At 70.6% G+C, this 22,907-nt stretch carries 22 protein-coding genes; 12 read left to right on the top strand and 10 right to left on the bottom strand.

The features are described from left to right. The first annotated feature begins 76 nt into the window (after nucleotides 1–76). Together AB4112_RS18835 and AB4112_RS18830 are read left to right on the top strand one after the other, a co-directional pair. The gene (locus AB4112_RS18835; RefSeq protein WP_309793468.1) at nucleotides 77–493 is read left to right on the top strand and encodes an EVE domain-containing protein; all 417 of its coding nucleotides are present in this window, start codon (nucleotides 77–79) and stop codon (nucleotides 491–493) included. 15 nt (nucleotides 494–508) lie between these two features. Further along, nucleotides 509–1,249 (top strand): 4'-phosphopantetheinyl transferase family protein, encoded by a 741-nt coding sequence (locus tag AB4112_RS18830; protein WP_441721966.1) that lies wholly within the window; start codon nucleotides 509–511, stop codon nucleotides 1,247–1,249. Here the strand turns inward: AB4112_RS18830 and AB4112_RS18825 are convergent. Both AB4112_RS18825 and AB4112_RS18820 read right to left on the bottom strand, forming a co-directional pair. After that, entirely contained in the window at nucleotides 1,197–2,066 is an 870-nt protein-coding gene (locus tag AB4112_RS18825; protein WP_441721963.1) for a metallophosphoesterase family protein, read from the bottom strand. The two genes, AB4112_RS18830 and AB4112_RS18825, sit on opposite strands and share 53 nt — an antisense overlap. 36 nt (nucleotides 2,067–2,102) lie before the next feature. Further along, nucleotides 2,103–2,453 carry a hypothetical protein gene (locus AB4112_RS18820; protein ID WP_441721960.1) on the bottom strand — a complete coding sequence of 117 codons (351 nt, stop codon included), beginning with the start codon at nucleotides 2,451–2,453 and terminating at the stop codon, nucleotides 2,103–2,105. Between the two features lie 210 nt (nucleotides 2,454–2,663). Here AB4112_RS18820 and AB4112_RS18815 point away from each other — a divergent pair, with 210 nt between their 5' ends. After that, complete coding sequence (locus AB4112_RS18815) at nucleotides 2,664–3,176, top strand: DUF1003 domain-containing protein (RefSeq protein ID WP_309793472.1); 513 nt, start codon at nucleotides 2,664–2,666, stop codon at nucleotides 3,174–3,176. A 12-nt stretch (nucleotides 3,177–3,188) separates the two neighbouring features. On the opposite strand, the gene AB4112_RS18810 is transcribed toward AB4112_RS18815, so the two are convergent. Next, nucleotides 3,189–3,722: a gamma-glutamylcyclotransferase family protein gene (locus tag AB4112_RS18810; RefSeq protein ID WP_441721957.1), complete on the bottom strand. Its 534-nt coding sequence runs from the start codon at nucleotides 3,720–3,722 to the stop codon at nucleotides 3,189–3,191. Between the two features lie 188 nt (nucleotides 3,723–3,910). On the opposite strand from AB4112_RS18810, the gene mscL reads away from it, so the two are divergent. Beyond that, nucleotides 3,911–4,387, top strand: a complete 477-nt coding sequence (gene mscL / locus AB4112_RS18805) for a large conductance mechanosensitive channel protein MscL (RefSeq protein WP_441721954.1) — start codon at nucleotides 3,911–3,913, stop codon at nucleotides 4,385–4,387. A gap of 133 nt (nucleotides 4,388–4,520) precedes the next feature. Here the strand turns inward: mscL and AB4112_RS18800 are convergent, their stop codons facing one another. Both AB4112_RS18800 and AB4112_RS18795 read right to left on the bottom strand, forming a co-directional pair. Next, nucleotides 4,521–4,916: an OmpA family protein gene (locus tag AB4112_RS18800; protein WP_309793474.1), complete on the bottom strand. Its 396-nt coding sequence runs from the start codon at nucleotides 4,914–4,916 to the stop codon at nucleotides 4,521–4,523. 101 nt (nucleotides 4,917–5,017) lie between these two features. Further along, entirely contained in the window at nucleotides 5,018–6,166 is a 1,149-nt protein-coding gene (locus AB4112_RS18795; RefSeq protein WP_441721951.1) for a cupin domain-containing protein, read from the bottom strand. A gap of 118 nt (nucleotides 6,167–6,284) precedes the next feature. Here AB4112_RS18795 and AB4112_RS18790 point away from each other — a divergent pair, with 118 nt between their 5' ends. Continuing rightward, complete coding sequence (locus AB4112_RS18790; protein WP_441721948.1) at nucleotides 6,285–7,478, top strand: acetyl-CoA C-acyltransferase; 1,194 nt, start codon at nucleotides 6,285–6,287, stop codon at nucleotides 7,476–7,478. Between the two features lie 129 nt (nucleotides 7,479–7,607). Here the strand turns inward: AB4112_RS18790 and AB4112_RS18785 are convergent, their stop codons facing one another. After that, nucleotides 7,608–9,419, bottom strand: coding sequence for an ABCB family ABC transporter ATP-binding protein/permease (locus tag AB4112_RS18785; protein ID WP_309793478.1), 1,812 nt, complete (start codon nucleotides 9,417–9,419; stop codon nucleotides 7,608–7,610). A gap of 135 nt (nucleotides 9,420–9,554) precedes the next feature. On the opposite strand from AB4112_RS18785, the gene AB4112_RS18780 reads away from it, so the two are divergent. Then, on the top strand, nucleotides 9,555–10,157 hold the full coding sequence (locus tag AB4112_RS18780; RefSeq protein WP_441721945.1) for a 2-hydroxychromene-2-carboxylate isomerase: 603 nt from the start codon (nucleotides 9,555–9,557) through the stop codon (nucleotides 10,155–10,157). On the opposite strand, the gene AB4112_RS18775 is transcribed toward AB4112_RS18780, so the two are convergent. After that, complete coding sequence (locus AB4112_RS18775) at nucleotides 10,154–11,236, bottom strand: peptidoglycan-binding domain-containing protein (RefSeq protein WP_309793480.1); 1,083 nt, start codon at nucleotides 11,234–11,236, stop codon at nucleotides 10,154–10,156. The genes AB4112_RS18780 and AB4112_RS18775 overlap by 4 nt on opposite strands. 126 nt (nucleotides 11,237–11,362) lie before the next feature. Here AB4112_RS18775 and hisS point away from each other — a divergent pair, with 126 nt between their 5' ends. The 3 genes from hisS to AB4112_RS18760 are packed head-to-tail and all read left to right on the top strand — an operon-like array spanning nucleotide 11,363 to nucleotide 14,734. Further along, nucleotides 11,363–12,706 carry a histidine--tRNA ligase gene (hisS, locus tag AB4112_RS18770; RefSeq protein WP_441721943.1) on the top strand — a complete coding sequence of 448 codons (1,344 nt, stop codon included), beginning with the start codon at nucleotides 11,363–11,365 and terminating at the stop codon, nucleotides 12,704–12,706. Nucleotides 12,707–12,708: 2 nt separating this feature from the next. Then, a complete protein-coding gene (locus tag AB4112_RS18765) occupies nucleotides 12,709–13,680 on the top strand; it encodes a small ribosomal subunit Rsm22 family protein (RefSeq protein WP_441721940.1) in 972 nt (323 codons plus the stop codon). Between the two features lie 46 nt (nucleotides 13,681–13,726). Beyond that, nucleotides 13,727–14,734, top strand: a complete 1,008-nt coding sequence (locus AB4112_RS18760; RefSeq protein WP_441721937.1) for a glycosyltransferase family 4 protein — start codon at nucleotides 13,727–13,729, stop codon at nucleotides 14,732–14,734. Between the two features lie 163 nt (nucleotides 14,735–14,897). Here the strand turns inward: AB4112_RS18760 and AB4112_RS18755 are convergent, their stop codons facing one another. Beyond that, nucleotides 14,898–16,565, bottom strand: coding sequence for an acetolactate synthase large subunit (locus AB4112_RS18755; protein ID WP_309793484.1), 1,668 nt, complete (start codon nucleotides 16,563–16,565; stop codon nucleotides 14,898–14,900). 218 nt (nucleotides 16,566–16,783) lie between these two features. Here AB4112_RS18755 and AB4112_RS18750 point away from each other — a divergent pair, with 218 nt between their 5' ends. Together AB4112_RS18750 and AB4112_RS18745 are read left to right on the top strand one after the other, a co-directional pair. Further along, complete coding sequence (locus AB4112_RS18750; RefSeq protein WP_309793485.1) at nucleotides 16,784–17,998, top strand: adenylate/guanylate cyclase domain-containing protein; 1,215 nt, start codon at nucleotides 16,784–16,786, stop codon at nucleotides 17,996–17,998. Between the two features lie 171 nt (nucleotides 17,999–18,169). After that, nucleotides 18,170–19,210, top strand: a complete 1,041-nt coding sequence (locus AB4112_RS18745; RefSeq protein ID WP_441721932.1) for a zinc-dependent alcohol dehydrogenase family protein — start codon at nucleotides 18,170–18,172, stop codon at nucleotides 19,208–19,210. A 75-nt stretch (nucleotides 19,211–19,285) separates the two neighbouring features. On the opposite strand, the gene AB4112_RS18740 is transcribed toward AB4112_RS18745, so the two are convergent. Together AB4112_RS18740 and AB4112_RS18735 are read right to left on the bottom strand one after the other, a co-directional pair. Next, nucleotides 19,286–19,918 (bottom strand): LysE family translocator, encoded by a 633-nt coding sequence (locus AB4112_RS18740; RefSeq protein ID WP_441721929.1) that lies wholly within the window; start codon nucleotides 19,916–19,918, stop codon nucleotides 19,286–19,288. 25 nt (nucleotides 19,919–19,943) lie between these two features. Further along, nucleotides 19,944–20,414 carry a MerR family transcriptional regulator gene (locus tag AB4112_RS18735; protein WP_441721926.1) on the bottom strand — a complete coding sequence of 157 codons (471 nt, stop codon included), beginning with the start codon at nucleotides 20,412–20,414 and terminating at the stop codon, nucleotides 19,944–19,946. A gap of 86 nt (nucleotides 20,415–20,500) precedes the next feature. Between AB4112_RS18735 and AB4112_RS18730 the strand changes: the two genes are divergently transcribed. After that, nucleotides 20,501–22,906 carry a heavy metal translocating P-type ATPase gene (locus tag AB4112_RS18730; RefSeq protein ID WP_441721923.1) on the top strand — a complete coding sequence of 802 codons (2,406 nt, stop codon included), beginning with the start codon at nucleotides 20,501–20,503 and terminating at the stop codon, nucleotides 22,904–22,906. Nucleotide 22,907: the final 1 nt, after the last annotated feature.

Raw genomic sequence — 22,907 nt, 5'->3', positions numbered from 1 at the left:
GGCGCGGCCTGGAAACCCGGGACTGTTTCCGCTAGCGTCCCGATCCCGTGACCATTTCGTTGCAAGAGGCCGAGTCGTGAACCACTGGCTGGTGAAGTCCGAACCCGTGAAATGGGGCTGGAGTCAGATGGTGAAGGCCAAGCGCACCCATTGGGACGGGGTGCGCAACTACCAGGCCTCGAACAACCTCAAGGCGATGAAGCTGGGCGACCACGCCTTCTTCTACCATTCGAACGAGGGGCTGGAGATCGTCGGCATCGTCGAGATCGTGCGCGAATACTACCCGGACCCCAGCGACGAGAAGGGCCGCTTCGGCATGGTCGACGTCCAGGCGGTCCGGCCGCTCAAGACCCCGGTGACGCTGAAGCAGATGAAGGCGGACCCGGAGCTGTCCGGCCTCGGCCTGATCCGCCAGGGTCGCCTGTCGGTCAGCCCGGTCTCGGAGGCCGAATGGGCGCATATCTGCCGGCTCGGCGGCATCGACCCGGCGTGACATGAGCGCCCCGGCATGACCGACCGCGCCGCCGACATCGATGTCTGGACGGCCGAGGTCGCCGAGGACGACCCCGGGGACGACCGAAATGTCGAGGCCTGCTGGCCGCTGCTGACCGAAGCGGAGCGGGCCCGCGCCGCGCGCTTTGCCGTGCCGGGCGACCGCCGGCGCTTCGCCTGCGCCCGGGTGCTGCTGCGCCGGCTGCTGGAGGCCAAGACGGGTGTTCCCGCCCGGGAGTGGGACTTCGCCGCCGGCGACCACGGCAAGCCTTTCGTCTGCGCGCCGGAGGCCGGGCGGCGGATCGGCATCAACATCTCGCATGCCGAAGGCATGGTCGCCTGCGCCATGGCACCGGGCACCATGATCGGAATCGACCTGGAATGGCTCGGCCGGGTGGTCGAGCCGCGCATCGCCGACCGCCGCTTCGCCGCAGCCGAGGCGGCTGCCCTGAAGGCGGTGCCGGCCGACCGCCGCCGCGAGGCCTTCCTCGACCTCTGGACGGTCAAGGAGGCCTATGTGAAGGCGCTGGGCGGCGGCCTGACCATCTCGCTCGACGGCTTCGTGGTCTATGCCGTGTCGGACCGGCCGGTGGTGCGCTTCCTCGACCCGGCGGTGGACGGCGCGTCCTGGCATTTCCGCCACTGGCGGCCATCACCCCGGCATGTGCTGGGCCTCGCCGTGCGCTGGCCGGGGGCCGAGCCGGTCATCGCGGTCCGGCACGTTCCCCTGCCGGCCGGGCTTCTGGCCCCGGGCTGACCGGGCCGGGCAGGATCTCCCGCAGATAGGCGGCGACGCCGTAATGCTGCTCCCACTGATAGGGATAGCCCAGCGACACCTCCTCGAACCGGGTGCCGTCGCGCCAGTCGGTGTGGCGGACATGCAGGTGGCCGCTGACCACCACCCGGGCCCGGAAGCGGATGTGCCACTCCTCGGTCAGGGTGGTGCCGCACCAGGGGCTGAAGCGCGGGATGCGCGGGATGCGCACCAGGTCGCGGCGCAAGGGGTGATGGTTGACCAGCACCGTCGGCAGGCGGGCGGGCAGCGCGGCGAGCCGTTCAGCGGTCGCCGCGATCCGGGCCCGGCACCAGTCCTGCCGCGTCGGATACGGGTCGGGGTACAGCAGCAGCTCGTCGGCGCAGACCGCGCTCTCCTCCGCCGCCCAGGCCACCACCTCCTCCAGCGGCAGGTCCGGCGGGCGGAAGCTGTAGTCGTAGAGCAGGAACAGCGGCGCGATCACATGCTCGCCGCCGGGGCCGGGCCAGATCGGGTAGGGATCTTCCGGCGTGGTCACCCCGTGCCGCCGGGCCAGCGCGACCAGCGATTCGTAACGCTCGACGCCGCGCGGAGCCGCCGGGCTGCGGGCCCGGGTCCACAGCTCGTGATTGCCGGGCACCCAGATCAGCTTGGCGAACTTCCCGGCCAGCGCGGTGAAGGCGCGGTCCAGCCCGTCGGCGCTCTCGGCGATGTCGCCGCCCAGGATCAGCCAGTCCTCGGGAGAAGCGGGCAGGCCCTCGATCCGCTCGAAGCTGGCGTCGGAGGCGAGGTGGAGATCGCTGATGGCGAGCAGGCGCATGCGGCCAGCTTGGCCGGTCTCGGCCCGTCTGGCCAGCTATCGTCGGGTGCGGTGCATCGCCACGATGGCCTGCAGCTCGGCGTCGACATCGGAGCGCCAGCTGCGCGGCGCGTCGTCGGCCAGCTCGTCCGGGCTGGGCCGGGGTGGCGCCTCTGTCCCGCAGAACAGCTCCGGATACATGCCGGCGGCGCACAGCGCGAAGCCTTCGACCAGGAAGGCGACGATCCTCGACAGGAGTCCGCCGGGTGCGCCGGGTCGGGCATCCGCCGTGGGAGTGCGGACCTCGGCCCGCGGGACGAAGAGATGGACGGTGTGCTCGGGTCCGTCGGTCCGGATCCCGAAAGACGGCTCCGCAGGCTCTGCCACGATCGGCCAGTACGGTGTCATCGCTGTTCCCTCGCTCGACGCGGCACCCGCGCTTCGGACAAGGGAAATCTCGTGCATCATCAATACGGAAGGATGTCAGAACCGGGCGGGATCGGTTGCCGGTGTAATATTCGTAAGGCCCTTCCTGGCCCCGGCATGCGCTAAGCTTGACCGTCTCGTGCCGCCCGGCTGCCCGGTCGGGCGGTGAGGTCGCCGATCAGGAAACCCATCATGACCCAGCGCGTGCATCCGACCATGATCCTGACCCCGGAGGAGGAGAAGCTGCTGCACGACCTGCGGCGGCAGAAGCCCAGCCGGGCGCGCAAGCCGGTGCCCGAGGCGGGGACCTTCGGCCAGAAGCTGGCGGACAGCGTCGCCGAGACGGTCGGGTCCTGGTCGTTCATCGTGATCCAGAGCATCCTGCTCGCGCTGTGGATCGTGCTGAACCTGGTCGGCTGGATCCAGGCCTGGGACCCCTATCCCTTCATCCTGCTGAACCTGGCGCTGTCGTTCCAGGCCGCCTATTCGGCGCCGATCATCATGATGAGCCAGAACCGGCAGGCGGCGATCGACCGCCGCAACGCCGAGGGCGACTACCGCATCAACATCAAGGCAGAGCTGGAGATCGAGCAACTGCACCAGAAGATCGACCTGCTGCGCGAGCAGGAGGTGGTGCGCCTGACCCAGGCGGTGGAACTGCTGCTGAAGCGGCTGGACAGGACGGAAGGGCAGGGCGGCGATTGACCCTGCCGGTGCTCAGCGTGGACGGCGGCGCTCGGCGAAGTGCCGTTCGGCCCGCGCCTCGGCATAGCGGCGGTTGGCCTGGGCCTTGACCTCGGGCCAGCGCGACGCGGCCTCCTGGCTGCTCATCTTGCCGTACAGCGACATGTAGGCTTCGTGGTGCATCAGGGTGCGGGGCTTCTCGGTCGCCTGCCAGGCCTCCAGGTGCCAGGGCTCGCCGGCATCCTCGAGCACGCCGGCCGAGGCGTAGATCTGCGCCTCCAGCCGGGCCCCGTCGGCCAGGGCCACGGTCACCGGCTGCAGCGTGTAGTCGTCGCTCTCGAAGAACCGCATCCGGTCCATCTCGGCGTCGGTGAAGCCCTCGACCAGCAGCCCGTCGACATGGCCGTCCGGCTGCGGCGTCAGGATCGGATAGCTTTCGCCCTTCACCTTGCGCCGCTGCAGCCCGAGCAGCGACGCCGGCTGCACCGCGAGCGCCGCCATGGGGCGGCCGATCACCAGCGCGAACAGGTCGGGATCCATGAGGGTGCCGAAAAAGAAGAGGCGCATCGGGCGGTCTCCCTCTCGGATCAGGCGGTCTCTGCCGCCTGCCGGTCGATGATGAAGCAAGGGCGCGCAATTTGATCCGCCGGCGCCGAAAGTCAAGGTGATTCAGCCGGATTTCTTGAGGGTGTCCAGTGAAGCCTTTTTGACGGCCGGTCAGAGGCTTTTGCGGTTTTTCTGTGATTTCATGCCAATTGGTATATCTTTACGTCGCGGCCGGTAACGGTCACCAACTGAGACTTTGGGGGCAGCGGATGTTTCAGGAGTTCAAGGCCTTCATTGCCCGTGGCAATGTCATCGACTTGGCGGTTGGTATCATCATGGGCGTGGCGTTCGGCTCGATCGTGACGTCCCTGGTCAACGACATCATCATGCCGCCGATCGGCGTGCTGCTCGGTGGCGTCGACTTCTCGAGCTACTTCATCAATCTGACGTCGACCCATTATGACACCTTGGCCGCGGCAAAGGCCGCCGGTGCGGCGACGATCAACTACGGCGCCTTCATCAACTCCATCATCAACTTCCTGATCGTGGCCTTCGCCATCTTCCTGCTGGTGAAGCAGGTCAACCGCTTCATGAAGAAGCCCGAAGCCGCCCCGGCTCCGGCCGCGCCGCCGCGCAGCGAAGTGCTGCTGGAAGAGATTCGCGACGCCATCAAGTCGCGGAGCTGAGCCGCACACTATTCCCTTTCCTGTCATGCCCGGGCTTGACCCGGGCATCCAGAGGCTGTCGGGACCTTCTGGATTGCCGGGTCAAGCCCGGCAATGACGGGTTGGGGATGGCTCGGGACCGCCGCAGCCCCGATCAGTAGTTCAGCTTGATCTCGACGCGCCGCTCGCCGACGGTGACGCCGGGCAGGGCGCCGGCATCGCCATGGCCTTCGACGCGATGGATCAGGGTCGGCGGCACGCCGTCGGCCACCAGCGCCGCGGCCACCGTCTCGGCCCGCTTGACCGACAGCGCTTCATGGGTGTCGCGCGGGCCGGCGGTCCCGGCGAAGCCGTCGACGCTGATCGACTTCGGATTCCAGTTCTTCGCCTCCGCCGCCGCTTCGGCGATCAGCTTCTGCGCGTCGGGCGTCAGCGTGGCGCTTTCGTCCTTGAAGAAGATGCCGTAGGCGCCGCCCGCCTTGGGGGCGCAGGCGGCCAGGACGGCGATGGCGGCCAGGGCCAGGAGCGCACGACGGCTTGCAATCGGCATGATCGACCTGTTCAATTTTGTTGTTGGTCAGGAAGCATTGCCTGACCGGCGCGGCCGATGGAAGCGGTTCCGCCTCGCCCCGCTGCAAAAAATGGCTACTCTCAACCGCTTTTGCCGGCCGGCTCGATTGCGCCCTGAGCCAGCAGCGCGTCCAGCAGCGCCGCGGCGCCGGGGTTGGCCCAGGCCGCCTTGGCCTGATCCGCCGCCAGCCTTCCGTCGCCGCACAGCCGCATCGCCGTGTCCGCCGCGATGCCGGCGGGGGTCGCATGGGTCTCGCCATCGGCGAACAGGGTGACGCCGACGCCGACGCCGACGCCGGCGCGGGCGAAGGCGAGTCGGCTGCCGATCGCCCGCTTCAGCGCACCGGCCGGCCGGCGCTTGCGCGGCGGCGGGGCCTCGCGCTCCTCCTTCGGCTCGGTCAGCAGGCTGCCCAGCCATTCCGCCAGGAAGCCGCGATCCTCCAGCTTCTCGGCCAGCAGCGCCCGCACCCGCTCGATCGCCGCATCCGGGATCTCGCCGGGATTCTCCGGCGGCGCCAGGTCAGGGTCGGCATAGCGCCGCTCGTCGCCGTCGGCGTCGCCGATCGCGGCAGCGAAGCGGCCGGCCAGCTCGGCCACGCTGGGCGCGCGGAAGCCGATCGAGAAGGTCAGGCAGTCATCCTCGGCGATGCCGTCATGGGCCCAGCCCGGCGGCAGGTACAGCATGTCGCCGGGCTCCAGCACCCATTCCTCGGCGGGCTGGAAATCGGCCAGCAGCTTCAGCGGCTGGTCGGGCAGCCAGGCCGGGCGGATCTCAGCCGCGCCGCCGATCCGCCAGCGCCGCCGGCCGAGGCCCTGCAGCAGGAACACGTCGTACTGGTCGACATGGGCGCCGACGCCGCCGCCCGGCGGGGCGTAGCTGACCATGACGTCGTCCAGCCGCCAGTCGGGCACGAAGCGGAAGCGGTCGCGCAGGGCGGCCACCGCCGGCTCCCACAGGTCGACGCCCTGCACCAGCAGCGACCAGTCCTTGGCCGGCAGCTTGGCGAAGTCGCTCTCCTCGAACGGGCCGTGCCGCATCGCCCATTTGCCGCGCCGGCGGGTCACCAGCCGACTCTCCACCCCTTCCTCGCAGGCCAGGCCGGCCAGCTCGTCGGGCGTGATCGGGCTGGTCCAGCCCGGGATCGCCTGGCGGATCAGCAGCGGCGACTTCTGCCAGTGGCGGGCCAGGAATTCGGCGGCGGACAGGCCGCCGAGCAGGGGATCGGTCATGGGCTTGGGGATTCGCTCAGGGTGACGAGGCGGCGCCACTCTACCGGGTCGATCCGTCCTCGCCCAGCGATCGCTCAGCCGTGCTAGCATCCGGCCCAACCAGACACCGGAGGATGTCATGAGTGCGAATGATCCCGTCGTCATCGCCGGCGCGGCCCGGACCCCGATGGGCGGCTTCCAGGGCGAGCTGAAGGATGTGCGCGCGCCGCAACTCGGCGCCGTCGCCATCCGCGCCGCGCTGGAGCGCGCCGGCCTGGCCGCCGATGCGGTGGACGAGGTGGTGATGGGCTGCGTGCTGCCGGCCGGGCTGGGCCAGGCCCCGGCGCGCCAGGCGGCCCGCGGCGCCGGCCTGCCCGATGCGGTGCCCTGCACCACGGTCAACAAGATGTGCGGCTCCGGCATGAAGGCGGTGATGCAGATCCACGACGCCATCGCCGCCGGGTCGATCGGCATCGGCGTGGCCGGCGGGCTGGAGAGCATGACCAACGCGCCCTATCTGCTCGACCGCGCCCGCGGCGGCTACCGCATGGGCCATGGCCGGGTGCTGGACCACATGTTCCTCGACGGGCTCGAGGACGCCTATGAGCCGGGCCGGCTGATGGGCACCTATGCCGAGGACACGGCGCAGCACTACCAGTTCACCCGCGAGCAGCAGGACCGCTTCGCCCTGACCAGCCTGGAGCGGGCGCGCAAGGCGTCGGAGGACGGCACCTTCGCCCGCGAGATCGCGCCCGTGACCGTGAAGGGCAGGGGCGGCGAGTCCCTGCTGTCGATCGACGAGCAGCCGCGCACCGCCCGGCCGGAGAAGATCCCGACCCTGAAGCCCGCCTTCCGCCCGGACGGCACGGTGACGGCGGCGAATTCCAGTTCGATCTCCGACGGCGGCGCGGCGCTGCTGCTGCTGCGGCGGTCGGAGGCCGAGCGGCGGGGCCTGTCGGTGCTGGCCGAGATCAGGGGCCATGCCAGCCACGCCCGGGCCCCGGCCTGGTTCACCACCGCGCCCATCGGGGCGATGGAGACCCTGTTCCAGAAGACCGGCTGGGCCGTCGGCGACGTCGACCTGTTCGAGATCAACGAGGCCTTCGCCGTGGTCACCATGGCGGCGATGCACGATCTCGGCCTGCCGCACGACAAGGTCAACATCCATGGCGGCGCCTGCGCCCTCGGCCACCCGGTCGGGGCGTCCGGCGCGCGCATCCTGGTCACCCTCCTGAACGCGCTGCAGACCCATGGCCTGAAGCGCGGCGTCGCCGCTTTGTGCATCGGCGGCGGCGAGGCCACGGCCGTGGCGGTCGAGCGGGTGGCGGCCTGACGGTTGCACTTTCACTGTCATCCTCGGGCTTGACCCGAAGATCCAGGGGCTTTCAAGAGCGGCTCTTGGTGGCCCCTGGATTGCCCGGTCAAGCCGGGCAATGACGGTTTAGGGTGGTCATTCGGCGGGCTACTCCGCCGCCGGCTCGACCACCCGCTGCTGCCGCCCCCACAGCGCGGCGTAGAGGCCGCCGCGGGCCAGCAGGGCGGCATGGCTGCCGCGCTCGGCGATGCGGCCATGGTCCAGCACCAGGATCTCGTCGGCATGCACCACGGTGGACAGGCGATGGGCGATGATCAGCGTGGTGGTGCCGCGCGACGCCTCGGCCAGCCGCTCCTGGATCGCCTGCTCGGTGGCGCTGTCGAGCGACGAGGTCGCCTCGTCGAAGATGAACAGCCGCGGCTGCTTCAGCACCGCCCGGGCGATGGCGACGCGCTGCTTCTCGCCGCCCGACAGCTTCAGCCCGCGCTCGCCGACCATGGTCTCCCAGCCATCCGGCAGGCCGGCGACGAAGCGGTCCAGCTGGGCGATCCGCGCCGCGTCCTCGACTTCCTCGTCCGTGGCGTCCGGCCGGCCGAAGGCGAGGTTGTCGCGCAGCGTCTCGTTCAGCAGCACGGTGTCCTGCGGCACCACGGCGATGGCGCCGCGCAGCGAGGCCTGGGTGATGTCGCGCAGATCCTGCCCGTCCAGCAGGATGCGGCCGCCGCTGGGGTCGTAGAAGCGGAACAGCAGCCGGGCGATGGTCGACTTGCCGGCGCCCGAGGCGCCGACGATCGCCAATGTCCGCCCGGCCGGGATGGCGAAGCCGACATCCCGCAGGATCGGCCGGCGCGGGTCGTAGGCGAAGGAGACATGCTCGAACGCCAGCTCGCCCCGTCCGGCCGCCAGCGGCCGGGCGTCCGGCGCGTCGGTCACCTCCGGCGCCTCGTCGAGCAGCGCGAACATCTGCTCGACCGAACCCAGCGAGTTGCGGATCACCCGGTATAGCCGGCTCAGCTGCTCCAGCGGCCGGGCGAGGCGGACGAAATAGGTGTTCAGGAGCACGAGGTCGCCGACCGTCATGGTGCCCGCCTGCACCGCCCTGCCGCCGAGGATCAGCAGGATGGCCAGGCCGACGCTCAGCACCGTCATCTGGGCGATGCCGTTCAGGCTGCGCAGCGCCAAACCCCGCGCGGCCAGCCGCTCGACCTCCTCCAGCCGCTCATCGTAGCGCCGGCCGATCGCGCCCTCGGCGCCGAAATACTTCACCGTCTCGTAGTTGATCAGGCTGTCGATGGCGACGGCATGGGCGCTGCTGCTCTCCCGGTTCATGCTGCGGATGGTGCTGCGCAGGCTGTCGGCGCCCAGGGTCATCGCCCAGGCGAAGGCGGCGAGGGTGGCGGCGGTGACCAGGGCGTAGAACGGCGGCAGATGCGCCAGCAGGATGATGCAGGTGGCGGCGATCTCGATCAGCAGCGGCAGGATGCGGAAGGCGACGTCGTAGATCAGCTCGCGGATGCCGGACAGGCCGCGGCCGAGATCCTCGCTGACCGCGCCGGTGCGGCGGCCGAGATGGAAGCGCAGCGACAGCCCGTGGAGATGGGTGAAGAAGGTGCGGCTCAGCCGCCGCACCAGCCGGTGCTCGATCGGGCCGTAGGCGGCGTATTGCAGCTCGCCCAGGATGCGGCCGACCCAGGAGGCGAGGGCATAGGCGGTGATGATGCCGATGCCGCCGACCGCCCAGGGGTTGGCGCGGCCGGCATAGGAATCGATGGCGAAGGAGAACAGCAGCGGCACCAGCGCGACCGCGAAGGACGACAGGAACACCAGCGCGACGCAGGCCAGGATGCGCAGCCGCACGGGCCAGCTCTCGCCCTGCCACAGATAGGGCATCACCCGGCGCAGCGTCGCGAAGTCGCCGGGCCGCGCCCTGTGGTCGCCCCGGGGCGGTGTCATCGACATCGATCAGTTCCCGTTCGGCCGGATCCGCATCCCTCCATCCTAAACGCAGCCGGGCCGCAGGTCCGTCGCCGATCGCCGGCTTGGTCGGAAAGCGCCTTCGCTCTAGGCTCGGCTGCAGCGGAACAGGAGACCCCGATGCCGTCGCCGATCGAGTTCTATTTCGACTTCGCCAGCCCCTATGGCTATCTCGCCGCCACGCAGATCGACGCGCTGGCCTCCCGGCACGGCCGCACGGTGGCGTGGAAGCCGGTGCTGCTGGGGCCGATCCTCAAGCACACCGGCGGCCAGCCCAACCGCGCCATCCCGCTGCGCGGCCCTTATATGGAGGCGGATGCGCCGCGCTTCGCCGCCTATCTCGGCGTGCCTTTCACCGCTCCGGCGCAGTGGCCGATCGCGGCCCTGGCCCCGTCGCGCGCGGTGTGGTGGCTGGCCGATCGGGAGCCCGGCAAGGCGCACGACCTCGCCGCCGCGCTCTACGACGCGCATTGGGGCCGCGGCGAGGACATTGCGGCGCCGGAGGCCGTGACCCGCATCGCCGCCGGCCTCGGCCTGCCGGAAGCCGAGACCGCCGCGGCGATCCAGACTCCGGAGGTCAAGGACCGGCTGCGCGCCGAGACCGAGGCGGCGATGGCCAAGGGCGTGTTCGGCTCGCCCTTCTTCCGGCTCGACGGCGAGGGGTTCTGGGGCGCCGACCGCCTCGACCACCTCGCCTGGCGGCTGAAGGCCGGCGCTTCTTAACGTACGGGCGTCGGCTTGTAGTAGTCCGGCGCCCAGCCCTTGCCGCTCCAGCGCATCAGCTTGTCGCCGTCGACCAGCAGGTCGCGCTTGCCGGCGGAGGAACTCGGCGCCAGCGCGAAGCTGTGGGCCTTGCCGTCGGCCACCGGCGTCAGCGACTGGCTGCCTTCGGACAGGATCTCCCACGGGCAGCCGGTGGCGTCGCAATGCTTGGCGTCGTTCCAGAATACGATCACGTCGGGCTGCAGCTGCGCCGGCTTCTCGTCCAGCTCGACCTCGGCGACCTGGAACGGCGCGTTGCGCCAGTCGATCACCGCCGGCGCCACCATCGGCGCATAGCGGGCCTCGAGCATCGGGATCAGCCGGTCGGGGATCGGGTCCAGCCATTGCAGCGCGGCCGGCGGTGTCGCCGGCGTCGGCGCGGTCGGGGTGTCGGGAGCCGTGGTCGCGGGAGTCGTGGTCGCGGCCTGGGCCGGCGGCGCGGCCCCGATGGGCGTCGGCGGGGTTGCGGTGACGGTCTTGCCGCCGCTGGCCAAATGGGCCACGGTCTCCACCGTCAGGCCGTTCTGGGCCTGCAGGCCGGCCCTGGTCTGATAGTCGCTCAAGGCGTCCAGGGTGCGGCGCCCGAGCACGCCGTCGGCCTGGCCGAGCCGGTAGCCCAGCGCCGTCAGGCTGCCCTGCACCGCCCCGATCTCGGCGCGGTCGAATTCGACCTGGGCGGTATCGAAGATGTAGGTGCCGGGGATGGCGGGGGCGCCCTGGCAGTTCGGCGGCAGCGCGTTCTTCGCCTCGATCGCGGCGCCGCGGCCGTCGAAGCGGATTGCCAGGGTGGCGCCGCTGTTGCTGGTCCAGGTCAGCGTGTCGCCGTCCGGCTTCGCCGCGCCGGCCATCAGGCACACCGCGTTGCGGCTGGAGCGGTGCAGCAGGAAGGCGACGGTGCCGTCCGGCGCGGGCTCGACCAGCAGCCGGATCGGCGCGTTTCCGCCGGCGACATAGGTGCCGGGCTCGATGGTGGCGGCGGCGGCGATGCCGGCCCATCCGGCCGTCGCGGCCAGGCAGGCCAGGGCAAGGGTTGAGCGCATCCGGTGGTCTCCAGTTCATCTTGTTGCCTGCCAAACGTCTGTGGTGCAGGTCCGGTTCCGATTCCGCTGGGGTGACGGCGGCGGCGCGATCGGTTAAACCGCCACGTCCCGATGGAAGATGCAGCGATGTCCGAGACCCGAATCGTCAAGCCCCAGCCGATCAGCGGCTTCCCCGAATGGCTGCCGGAGGAGAAGCTGGTCGAGGACCATATCCTGCGCATCATCCGCGAGGAGTATGAGCGCTACGGCTTCACCCCGATCGAGACCTCGGCGGTGGAGCGGCGGGAGATCCTGACCGCCAAGGGCATCGTCGAGAAGGAGATCTACGCCCTGTCCCGGCTGGCGGCCGGCGAGGGCGAGGACCCGTCGACCGACATGGCGCTGCATTTCGACCTGACGGTGCCGACCGCGCGCTACGTCGCCCAGAACTCGGCGCGGCTGACCTTCCCGTTCCGGCGCTACCAGATCCAGAAGGTGTGGCGCGGCGAGCGGCCGCAGGCCGGGCGGTTCCGCGAATTCTACCAGGCCGACATCGACGTCATCGGCAACGGCACGCTGGGCCTCTTGAACGACGCCGAGATCCCCTGCGTCATCAACGCCATCTTCGCCCGCATCGGCATCGGCGAATTCCTGATCCGCATCAACAACCGCAAGCTGCTGCAAGGCTATCTGCTCGACCAGGGGCTGACGGCCGCGGGCGTCGGCGCGGCGCTGAAGGTGATCGATGCGATCGAGAAGGTCAGCCGCGAGCGGACCCTGGCCGACCTTGCCACCCATGCCGGCATCGATGCGGCGACGGCGGAGCGGATCATCGCCCTGGTCACCCGGCCGGTGACGATTGCCGACCTGCGCGCGATCGAGGGCGGCGAGCTGTACCGCGAGGGGCTGGACGAGCTCGGCCAGGTCGCCGACGGCCTCGCCGCCTTCCAGGTGCCGGCGCATCGCTGGCGCATCGACCTCGCCATCGTCCGCGGCCTCGATTACTACACCGGCACGGTCTACGAGACCCAGCTGGTGGCGAACCCGGAGGTCGGCAGCATCTGCTCCGGCGGCCGCTACGAGGACCTCGCCAGCAACTACACCAAGCAGAAGCTGCCGGGCGTCGGCATCTCGATCGGCGTCACCCGGCTGCTGTCGCGCCTGCTCGATGCCGGTCTGCTCAAGACCGGCGCCGCCACCCCGGCCAAGGTGCTGGTGACGGTGATGGACCGGGCGCAGCTGCCCTATTATCTCGGCCTGGCCACGGCCTTGCGCGCCGGCGACATCGCCACCGAGCTGTTCACCGAGGGCAAGAAGGTCGGCGACCAGCTGAAATACGCCGACAAGAAGGGCTTCCGCCTGGCGGTGATCGCCGGCGAGACCGAGATCGCCGCCGGCAGCGTGGTGCTGAAGAACCTGTCCACCGGCGAACAGGCGACCCATCCGCAGGCCGGTCTGGTCGAGGCCGTGCGGCAGGCCCTGGCCGGCTAGCCATGGAGCTGCCGGCCGCCCTGCGCAGCGCGGTCGACCGGGCGCTCGAAGGCGTCGCCCTGGCCGATCTGTCCGCGGCTGCGGCGCGGCTGTCGCAGCGCTACCGGGCGGAGCTGCGCGACGGCCGTTTCCATGTCGATGGCGACCTTGCGGCCCGGGCCTATCTGGCGACCCGGCTGCCGGCCACCTATGCCGCGATCCGCGCCTGCCTCGACGCCGTCGCCGACCTCCGTCCGGATTTCGCGCCGGCCAGCCTGCTCGACGCCGGCGCCGGGCCGGGCACCGGGTTCTGGGCCGCGGCCGAGGCCTGGCCGGACCTTGCCGGCGCCACCCTGTTGGAGGGCAGCGCCGCCTTCCGCGACTGGGGCGCGCGCCTGGCCGAAGGCACCGCCCTGCCACCGGCCGACTGGCGCGCCGCCGACCTGGCCCGGGCGCTGCCGGATTTGCCGGCCCATGACCTCGTCATCCTATCCTATGTGCTGGACGAGCTGGCGCCCGACCGCCGTGCCGCCCTGGTCGACGGGCTGTGGGCGGCCACCGCCGACGTGCTGCTGCTGGTCGAACCCGGCACCCCGGCCGGCTGGCGCCGCATCCTCGACGCCCGCAGCCGGCTGATCGCGTCCGGCGGCCATGTCGTCGCGCCATGCCCGCATGACCGCGCCTGCCCGCTGGTCGAGCCCGACTGGTGCCACTTCGCCCAGCGCGTCGCCCGCTCGCGCATCCACCGCCAGGCCAAGGGCGGCGAGGTGCCGTGGGAGGACGAGAAGTTCGCCTATGTCGCGGTGTCGCGTCGCCCGGGGGCGCCGATCGCCGGCCGCGTCATCACCCCGCCGCGTGGCGCCGGGTCCCGCATCGACCTCAGGCTGTGCGGGCCGGACGGCGTGGTCGAGCGCACGGTGACCAAGCGCGACGGCGCCCTGCTGAAGACCGCCCGGCGGCTGAAATGGGGCGACGCGCTGGGCCCCGGCGCGTAGCCTGGGACCGCCGCTGCGGCAACCGGCAGCGGAAAAGGACATTCATTTGCGCATCGCCATGCTGGCGCCGATCTCCTGGCGCACGCCGCCGCGCCATTACGGCCCGTGGGAGCTGGTGACCAGCCTGCTGACCGAGGCGCTGGTGGCGCGCGGCGTCGACGTCACCCTGTTCGCCACCCGCGACAGCCTGACGGCGGGCACGCTGGCCGGCGTGTGCCCGGCGCCCTATTCCGAGGACTCCACGATCGACGCCAAGGTGTGGGAGATGCTGCACGTCGCCCATGTCTTCGAGCGGGCGGGCGAGTTCGACCTGATCCACAACCAGGCCGATTTCGTGCCGCTCGCCTTTTCGCGGCTGGTGGCGACGCCGGTGGTGACGACGATCCACGGCTTCTCCTCCGACCGCATCCTGCCGGTGTTCAAGGCCTATCAGGATCGGGTCCATTACGTTGCCATCAGCGATGCCGACCGCAGCCCGGATTTGCGCTACGCCGCGACCATCCATCATGGCATCCCGCTGCAGGATTTCCCGTTCGACCCGCAGGGCAGCGACGATCTGCTGTTCTTCGGCCGTATCCACCCGGACAAGGGTGCGGCGGAGGCGATCGCAGCAGCCCATCGGACGGGGAGGCGGCTGGTGATGGCCGGCATCGTCCAGGACCAGGGCTATTACGACAGGCAGGTCGCGCCCGCGCTCGACGGCCGGTCCGTGGTCTATCGCGGCCCGCTGGGCGGGACCGATCGCACCGACACGCTGGGCGCGGCGCGGGCCCTGCTGCACCTGGTCAATTTCGACGAGCCGTTCGGGCTGTCGGTGGTCGAGGCGCTGGCCTGCGGCACCCCGGTCATCGCCAGCAACCGCGGCTCGATGCCGGAACTGATCGACCACGGCGTGACCGGCTTCCTGGTCGACAGCGTCGACGAAGCGGTGGCCGCGATCGGCCGGATCGGCGAGATCGACCGCGCCGCCTGCCGCGCGGCGGTGGCGGCCCGCTTCACCGTCGACCGCATGGCCGACCGCTACCTCGCGCTGTACCGGTCGATCCTGGGCTGAGCGGTAAATGTTGGGTTCGCAACTGCGAACCCAACCTGCGCGCTCACGCCAAACCAATGACCGTCATCCCCGCGAAAGCGGGGATCTCGTCACAGCCTGATCGGATGGAGATTCCCGCTTTCGCGGGAATGACGATGGTGGCGAAGTCGAAGCCGGCTCTGCGTCAGTCGGCTTCTACGACAGACGCGTGGTTGCGCAGCTCCTCGATGAAGACGCGGCTGTTCTCGGTGTAGTCGATCGGCACGCTGACCAAATGCATCCCGCCCTGGGTGAAGGCCTTCTCCAGCGTCGGCACGAACGCCTCCGCCGACTCGATCTTCCAGCCGGTGGCGCCATAAGCCTGGGCGTAGGTCACGAAATCCGGGTTGCCGAAGGTCAGGCCGAAATCGGTGAAGCCCTGGGCCTCCTGCTTCCAGCGGATCATGCCGTAGGCGTTGTCGACCAGGATCACCACGACCAGGTTCAGCTTCAGCCGGATCGCCGTCTCCAGCTCCTGCGAATTCATCATGAAGCCGCCGTCGCCGCACACCGCCATCACCCGGCGGTCGGGGTGCAGCATCGCCGCCACCATGGCCGAGGGCAGGCCGGCGCCCATGGTCGCCAGCGCGTTGTCCAGCAGGATGGTGTTGGCGACATGGGTGCGGTAGCTGCGCGCGAACCAGATCTTGTACATGCCGTTGTCGAGCGCGACGATGCCGTCATCCGGCAGCACCTTGCGCACGTCGTGGACGATGCGCTGCGGCACCAGCGGGAAGCGGTCGCTGGTGCCGTCCGCCGCCACCTTCTCGAGGATGGTGTGGCGCACGGCGGCAAAGGCGGCCGCCGCGGTCGGGTGGGCGCCGCCGAACTGGTCGGCGATGCGGCCCAGCGCCTCGCCGATGTCGCCCACCACCTCGTGGTCGGGGAAGTACACCTCGGCGATCGCCGCCGGCTGGAAGCCGACATGGATCACCTTCTGGGTCGGGGTCTCCATCAGGAAGGGCGGCTTCTCGACCACGTCGTGGCCGATCGCCAGGATCAGGTCGGCCTTGCCCACGGCGTCGTGCAGGTAGTCGCCCTCGGACAGGGCGGCGGTGCCGATGTAGAGGCCGGAATTGCCGTCGACCGCGCCCTTGCCCATCTGGGTGTTGAAGAACGGGATGCCCATGCGGCGCACGAAGTCGGACAAGGCCGGCACCAGGTGGTGCCGGTTGCCGGCGGCGCCGATCATCACCAGCGGGCGCTGCGCCGCGCGCAGCATGTCGACCGCGGTGGCGACCGCCGTCTCGGCGGCCACCGGCACCTGCACGGCGTGCGGCGTCACCGGCTCCAGCCCCTCGGGCGCCGGGGCGGCGGCGATGTCCTCCGGCAGCTCCAGATGCACCGGGCCCGGCCGCTCCTCTTGGGCGATGCGGAAGGCGTTGCGCACCAGGGTCGGGATCGAGGCGGTGCTGACGATCTGGCGCGACGACTTGGTCAGCGGCCGCATGGTGGCGACGATGTCGACGATCTGGAACTGCGCCTGGCGGCTCTTCAGGATCGGCTTCTGGCCGGTGATCATCACCATCGGCATGGCGCCCAGCAGGGCATAGGCGGCGCCGGTGGTCAGGTTGAGGGCGCCGGGCCCCAGTGTGGTCAGGCAGACGCCGGCTTTGCCGGTCAGCCGGCCATAGGTCGCGGCCATGAAGGCGGCCGACTGCTCGTGCCGGGTGACCACCAGCTGGATGCCGTAGCGGCGCAGCGATTCGACGATGTCGAGATTCTCCTCGCCGGGCACGCCGAAGACGCGGTCCACGCCCTCCTTGACCAGGGCGTCGACGAGCAGATCGGACCCGGTGGGCTGCGCGGCCATGTCGTACCTCTTCCATAAAAACGGAGCGATGTCGCCGTGAGGATAGGCCGGTCAGCGCGCCGATGACATGACCTCGCTGCAGGGCAGACGGACGCGCTGCGCACGCGCGGCATGGCGGGGACAGCGATCACCGTCGCAATTTCCTATGATAGCAAAGTGCTATCATTGACCCAGCTTTGCCGAAGGTATTTCCTCCGCCCATGCAGGATGGGACCGCCATGCAAGACGGATTGCCGCCGGACTGGGACACCAGGCCGATCGCCGACCGGCACCGGCCGGGGCTGGAGGCGCTGGCCCTCTGGCTGGTCGAGGCGTCGCGGCAGCCGGTGCCGCTCAAGGGTCTGTTCCCGGGATTCTGCGAGCGGGTGGCGCAGACCATCGTCCCGGTCTGGCGGGTGCATATCGGGCTCGAGGTGCTGCACCCCGAGATCAGCGGCACCATGCTGGTCTGGAGCGACGAGGCCATCGAGTTCCGGGAGCGCGAGCGCCAGGGCATCATGCAGAGCACGGGCTATCTCACCAGCCCGACCAAGATCGTCGACGACACCGAGCGGGCGTATCGCCGGCGGCTCGATGCCGATGTCAGCGACCTGCCGCTGCTGCAGGAGCTGCAGCAGCAGGGCTCCACCGACTACCTGATCACGCCGCTGCCCTTCCTCGACACCAGCCGCACCCGCTTCCTGTCCTTCGCCACGCGGCAGGCGGGGGGCTACGACGACGACGACCTCAAGGCGCTCGACACCGCCGCCCGGCTGTTCAGCCCCTATGCCGAACGCCAGGTGTGGAAGCGGATCGCGCTCGACCTGCTCGACACATATGTCGGCGCCCGCACCAGCCAGCGCATCGTCGAAGGCCAGGTCGAACGCGGCCAGGTCGACTGGATCGAAGCCGCGATCTGGCTGGCCGACATGCGCGCCTTCACCCGGCGCAGCGAGGTCCATGCCATCCGCGATGTGGTCGACATGCTGAACAGCTGGTTCGGCGACATGGCCGTGGCGATCGAGGCTGAAGGCGGCGAGATCCTGAAGTTCATCGGCGACGCGGTGCTGGCGATCTTCCCGGTGACGCCGGAGATCGACCGCGGCGCCGCCTGCGCCGCTGCCCTGGCTGCGGCCGAAGCCTTCTGCGCCAGGGCCGATGCGGCCAATGCCGAGCGCGGGCTGGTGGGGCCGGACGCGGTCGATTTCGGCGTCGGCCTGCATGTCGGCGAAATCGCCTACGGCAACATCGGCGCGGCGCGGCGTCTGGACTTCACCGTGATCGGCCCGGCGGTGAACCGCGCCAGCCGGCTGGAGGAGCTGACCAAGACCCTGCACCGCCGGGTGCTGATGTCGGAGCCGTTCCGCGATGCCTGCGGCCGGCCGCTGGTGGACCTCGGCGAGCACGTGCTGCGCGACGTCGAAGGCACCCACCGGATTTTTGGGGTGGGGTAGCTCTAATACTGTCATTGCCCGGCTCGACCGGGCAATCCGGGGGCCACCGAGAGCCGCTCTGGCCGCCCCTGGATGCCACGGTCAAGCCGTGGCATGACAATAGAAAGGTTGTGCACCAGAACCTTTCGCAGTCGTCCGCCGCGACCCTCTTTCAACAGCGACAGGCCCATCATGAAAGCCGTGGTCTTCGAACAGTTCGGCCAGCTTCCGACCGTGCAGACCGTGCCCGACCCGACGCCGGCGCCGGGCGGTGTGGTGGTCAAGGTCGAGGCGACCGGGCTGTGCCGCAGCGACTGGCATGGCTGGATGGGGCACGATGCCGACATCGTGCTGCCGCATGTGCCGGGGCATGAGCTGGCCGGCACCATCGTGGCGGTCGGGCCGCAGGTGCAGCGGTGGCGCATCGGACAGCGGGTCACGGTGCCCTTCGTGGCCGGCTGCGGCCATTGCCCGGAATGCGCCAGCGGCAACCAGCAGGTGTGCGAACGGCAGTTCCAGCCCGGCTTCACCGCCTGGGGTTCCTTCGCCGAATATGTCGCGCTCGATTTCGCCGATGCCAACCTGGTGGCGCTGCCGGACGATCTGGATTCGGCGACGGCGGCCAGCCTGGGCTGCCGCTTCGCCACCTCCTTCCGCGCCATCGTCGACCAGGGCCGGACCAAGGCGGGGGACTGGGTCGCGGTGCATGGCTGCGGCGGCGTCGGGCTGTCGGCGATCATGATCGCCAGCGCCGTGGGCGCCAATGTCGTGGCGGTCGACCTGACGGAGCAGAAGCTCGATCTCGCCCGGCAGCTCGGCGCGGTGGCGACGGTCAACGCCGCCACCTCGGCCAATGTCGTGCACGAGATCCGCGACCTGACCGGCGGTGGCGCGCATGTCTCGGTCGACGCGCTCGGCCATCCCGCCACCTGCGTGAATTCGATCCGGTCCTTGCGCCGCCGCGGCCGCCATATCCAGGTCGGGCTGATGCTGGGCGACCACGCCCGGCCGCCGCTGCCGATGGACCGGGTGATCGCCTATGAGCTGGAGATCCTGGGCAGCCACGGCATGCAGGCGTTCCGCTACCAGGCGATGCTCGACATGATCGGCACGGGCAAGCTCGCGCCGCAGCAGCTGATCGGCAGCCGCATCGCCCTCGACGAGGCGCCGCTGGCCCTGACCCAGATGGACCGCTTCGACGGCACCGGCATCGCCGTCGTCACGCGGTTCTGAGGGGGCGGCCCGCGACCCTATTTTTCTTGTCATGCCACGGTCAAGCCGGGCAATGACAATAGGAGGAGCGAATCCTTACAGCTTCCCAGCGCCGAGGATCAGGCGCAGGCCGAGGGCGCCCATGACGGTGCCGGCGACGCGGTCGAACCAGCGCTTCCAGCGCAGATAGGCGGCGCGCGGCCGGTCGGAGGAGAAGGCCAGGGCGACGATGGCGTACCAGCCGGCCTCGATCGCGAAGATCGCCGGCAGCAGCACGGCGAAGGTCCAGGCCGGCATATGCGCCGGCAGGAAGGCGGCGAAGATGCTGCCATAGACGATCGCGGCCTTCGGGTTGCTAAGCTGGGTCACCGCCGCCATGGTGAAGGACCGGCGGACGCTGCGCGGCCGGCCGTCCGCCGTCTTCGGCACCGTGATCGGCTTGGCCGCGGTGCGCCACAGCCCGAGGGCGAGCCACAGCAGGTAGAGGCCGCCCAGCACCTTCAGCGTCATGAACAGCCACTCGACCTGGGACAGCAGGGCCTGCAGGCCGAACAGCCCGAGCCCACCATAGACCACGCCGCCGACGCCCATGCCCAACGCGGCCGCGAGCCCGTCGCGGCGCGACAGGGCGATGGCGGTGCGGGTGACGAAGACGAAGCTGGGGCCCGGGCTGGCGGCGCCGACGGCGATGGCACCGAGGATGCTGAGCAGGGGGACGGTCAGGTCCATGATGGGTCTCCGAAGGGGCCGGCTCTCAAGCCGCGCTTTCGATCTCTTCGCCAGCGCCGTGATCGGCATGCAGGCAATGGGCGTGGCTGTGGTCTGCCAGCACTTCGATCACCCGGCAATGGCCGATGGTGCCGTGCCTGCATTGCTCGACCATGCGCTCCAGCTCGACCTTCAGCGCCTCCAGCCGGGCGATGCGGTTCTGCACCTCGGCCAGCTGCTCCTGCGCGATGCGGTCGGCGGTGGCGCAGGGCTGGTGCGGGTCGTCGGCCAGGGTCAGCAGCTGGCGGATGGCGTCCAGCGGGAAGCCCAGCTCGCGGCTGTGGCGGATGAAGGCCAGGCGGTCGCTGTGGGCAGGACCATAGATGCGCTGGTTGCCCAGCGTCCGCGCCGCTTCCGGCATCAGCCCGATCTGCTCGTAGTAGCGGATGGTCTGGACCTTGCAGCCGGTGCGGCGGGCCAGCTCGCCGATCGGCACGGCGTCTCCACGCGCGGACATGAATTTTCCTCTTGAAGCTCTAGTCGCTGTAGCTCCCATCTTCCTCTGCGACGGTGATTTCGGCAAGGGAGTGCGTCGCCATGGCGATGACCGCGACGAAGGACGGCCAGAGGGCGGGCAGGCAGACGTTGCGCTACCGCGTCGACGGCATGGATTGCCCGAGCTGCGTCGGCAAGCTGGAGACGGCGCTGGGCCGGATCCAGGGTGTCAGCGGCGTCGAGGTCAATTTCGCCACCGGCCTGCTGGCCTTCGGCGCGGACAGGGCCGTCGCCGATGGCCATGCGGTGGAAGACAAGATCCGCGCCCTCGGCTTCACCCCCACCGCGATCGACGACAGTACCGCCACCAAGGCGCCGGCCGCGGCCGAGACCAGGCCGTGGTGGCAGGAGCGCAAGGCCCGGCTGGTCGGCTTCACCGGTCTGCTGCTGGCCGCCGCCTTCGCCGCCTCCACCGCGTTTCCGGCCGAGGCCGAATGGGCCTATGTCGCGGCGGCGCTGATCGGCCTGGTGCCGGTGGTGCGCCGCGCCGCCACCCTGGTCCGCTCCGGCTCGCCCTTCAGCATCGAGACGCTGATGGCGGTCGCCGCCATCGGCGCCATCGCCATCGGCGCCGCCTCGGAAGCCGCGGTCGTGGTGTTCCTGTTCGCCGTCGGCGAGCTCTTGGAGACGGTGGCCGCCGGCCGCGCCCGGCGGGGCATCAAGGCGCTGGTGTCGCTGGTGCCGCGCACCGCGCAGCGCGAGGTCGACGGCCTGCTCGCGGCCGTGCCGGTCGACGACCTCCGCATCGGCGACATCGTGCTGGTGCGCCCTGGCGACCGGGTGCCGGCCGACGGCACCATCACCGACGGCGCCTCCGACCTCGACGAATCCCCGATCACCGGCGAATCCGTGCCCGTGGCCAAGGAAGTGGGCGACGCCGTCTATGCCGGCAGCATCAATGCCGGCGGCGTGCTGCGGCTGCAGGTGACGCGGGGGGCGGCGGACAACACCATCGCCCGCATCATCCACATGGTCGAGGCGGCGCAGTCCAGCAAGGCGCCGACCGCCCGCTTCATCGACCGGTTCAGCGCCTGGTACACCCCGGCGGCGATGGCGGTGGCGGCGCTGGTGATCGCGGTGCCGCCGCTGGCCTTCGGCGGCGACTGGTCGGTCTGGGCCTATCGCGGCCTGTCGCTGCTGCTGATCGCCTGCCCCTGCGCCCTGGTGCTGTCGACCCCCGCGGCCATCGCCTCCGGCATCGCCGCCGGCACCCGCCGCGGCCTGCTGATCAAGGGCGGCGCGGCGTTGGAGATGCTGGGCAAGGTCAAGGCCGTGGCCTTCGACAAGACCGGCACGCTGACCCGCGGCCGGCCGGAGGTGACCGACATCGTCGCGCTGGACGGAACCGAGGCAGACCTGCTGGCCCAGGCCGCCGCGGTCGAATCCGGCTCCAGCCACCCGCTGGCCCGCGCCATCCTCGACGCCGCCGTCGCGCGGGGCGTGGCGGTGCCTGCCGTGACCGAGGCCGGCGCCGTGCCGGGCAAGGCGGTGCTGGGCCGGGTCGGCGGCGCGCTGCTGGCGGTGGGATCGCCGCGCTATGCCGCCGAGCGCGGGCCGCTGCCGGCCGATCTGGCCGGGGGCATCGCCGCGCTGGAAGGGCAGGGCAAGACCGTCGTGGTGCTGCTGGGCGCCGGCCGGGCCCGCGGCGTGATCGCCCTGCGCGACGAGCCGCGCGAGGATGCGGTGGCGGCCATCGCGGCGCTGCGCCGGGCCGGGGTACGCCCGGTGATGCTGACCGGCGACAACCGCCGCACCGGCGCCGCCATCGCCGCCACGCTCGGCATCGCGGTCGAGGCAGAGCTGCTGCCGGACGACAAGCTGGCGGCGATCGGCCGGCTGAAGGCGGCCGGGCCGGTGGCGATGGTCGGCGACGGCATCAACGACGCCCCGGCGCTGGCCGCCGCCTCGGTCGGCATCGCCATGGGCGGCGGTACCGACGTGGCGCTGGAGACGGCGGATGCGGCGTTGCTGAACAACCGCGTCACCGGCGTGGCCGAGCTGATCGGCCTGTCGCGCGCCACCCTGGCCAACATTCACCAGAACATCGCCTTCGCCCTTGGGCTGAAGGGGCTGTTCCTGGTGACCACGGTGCTGGGCGCGACCTCGCTGTGGATGGCGATCCTGGCCGACACCGGCGCGACGGTGCTGGTGACGCTGAACGCGCTGCGGCTGCTGCGCGTGCTGCCGGCGACGAAGGGTGCCGCCGTGAAGGCGGAGCATGCCCGCGGGCACGATCATGAGCACGGCCATGACCATGACCATGGGCACGATCACCGGCCGGCGCAGGTCACGGTGGTCGAGGCGGATGATTGCTGCGCCCATGGCGCCTGCAAGCCGGCGCCCCGCGCGGCAGTTCCGGCTGCCGACAGCGTCGCCTGCCGCGTCTGCCGTGCTGTGAACCAGGCCGCGGCGCGCTTCTGCAACCAGTGCGGCCAGGCGATCCTGCCGGGCTGAT

This window comes from Inquilinus sp. 2KB_23 (assembly GCF_052115705.1).
Lineage (GTDB): Bacteria > Pseudomonadota > Alphaproteobacteria > DSM-16000 > Inquilinaceae > Inquilinus > Inquilinus ginsengisoli_A.
This window is presented reverse-complemented; position numbering and strand designations above follow the sequence as displayed.

Coding starts and splice junctions, on each gene's coding strand:
- AB4112_RS18795 (WP_441721951.1), bottom strand. CDS start 6,166: ATGACCGATCCCCTGCTCGGCGGCCTGTCCGCCGCCGAATTCCTGGCC.
- AB4112_RS18800 (WP_309793474.1), bottom strand. CDS start 4,916: ATGCCGATTGCAAGCCGTCGTGCGCTCCTGGCCCTGGCCGCCATCGCC.
- AB4112_RS18765 (WP_441721940.1), top strand. CDS start 12,709: ATGGAGCTGCCGGCCGCCCTGCGCAGCGCGGTCGACCGGGCGCTCGAA.
- AB4112_RS18830 (WP_441721966.1), top strand. CDS start 509: ATGACCGACCGCGCCGCCGACATCGATGTCTGGACGGCCGAGGTCGCC.
- AB4112_RS18780 (WP_441721945.1), top strand. CDS start 9,555: ATGCCGTCGCCGATCGAGTTCTATTTCGACTTCGCCAGCCCCTATGGC.
- hisS (WP_441721943.1), top strand. CDS start 11,363: ATGTCCGAGACCCGAATCGTCAAGCCCCAGCCGATCAGCGGCTTCCCC.
- AB4112_RS18755 (WP_309793484.1), bottom strand. CDS start 16,565: ATGGCCGCGCAGCCCACCGGGTCCGATCTGCTCGTCGACGCCCTGGTC.
- AB4112_RS18785 (WP_309793478.1), bottom strand. CDS start 9,419: ATGTCGATGACACCGCCCCGGGGCGACCACAGGGCGCGGCCCGGCGAC.
- AB4112_RS18740 (WP_441721929.1), bottom strand. CDS start 19,918: ATGGACCTGACCGTCCCCCTGCTCAGCATCCTCGGTGCCATCGCCGTC.
- AB4112_RS18735 (WP_441721926.1), bottom strand. CDS start 20,414: ATGTCCGCGCGTGGAGACGCCGTGCCGATCGGCGAGCTGGCCCGCCGC.
- AB4112_RS18775 (WP_309793480.1), bottom strand. CDS start 11,236: ATGCGCTCAACCCTTGCCCTGGCCTGCCTGGCCGCGACGGCCGGATGG.
- AB4112_RS18745 (WP_441721932.1), top strand. CDS start 18,170: ATGAAAGCCGTGGTCTTCGAACAGTTCGGCCAGCTTCCGACCGTGCAG.
- AB4112_RS18810 (WP_441721957.1), bottom strand. CDS start 3,722: ATGCGCCTCTTCTTTTTCGGCACCCTCATGGATCCCGACCTGTTCGCG.
- AB4112_RS18730 (WP_441721923.1), top strand. CDS start 20,501: ATGACCGCGACGAAGGACGGCCAGAGGGCGGGCAGGCAGACGTTGCGC.
- AB4112_RS18790 (WP_441721948.1), top strand. CDS start 6,285: ATGAGTGCGAATGATCCCGTCGTCATCGCCGGCGCGGCCCGGACCCCG.
- AB4112_RS18750 (WP_309793485.1), top strand. CDS start 16,784: ATGCAAGACGGATTGCCGCCGGACTGGGACACCAGGCCGATCGCCGAC.
- AB4112_RS18815 (WP_309793472.1), top strand. CDS start 2,664: ATGACCCAGCGCGTGCATCCGACCATGATCCTGACCCCGGAGGAGGAG.
- AB4112_RS18820 (WP_441721960.1), bottom strand. CDS start 2,453: ATGACACCGTACTGGCCGATCGTGGCAGAGCCTGCGGAGCCGTCTTTC.
- AB4112_RS18825 (WP_441721963.1), bottom strand. CDS start 2,066: ATGCGCCTGCTCGCCATCAGCGATCTCCACCTCGCCTCCGACGCCAGC.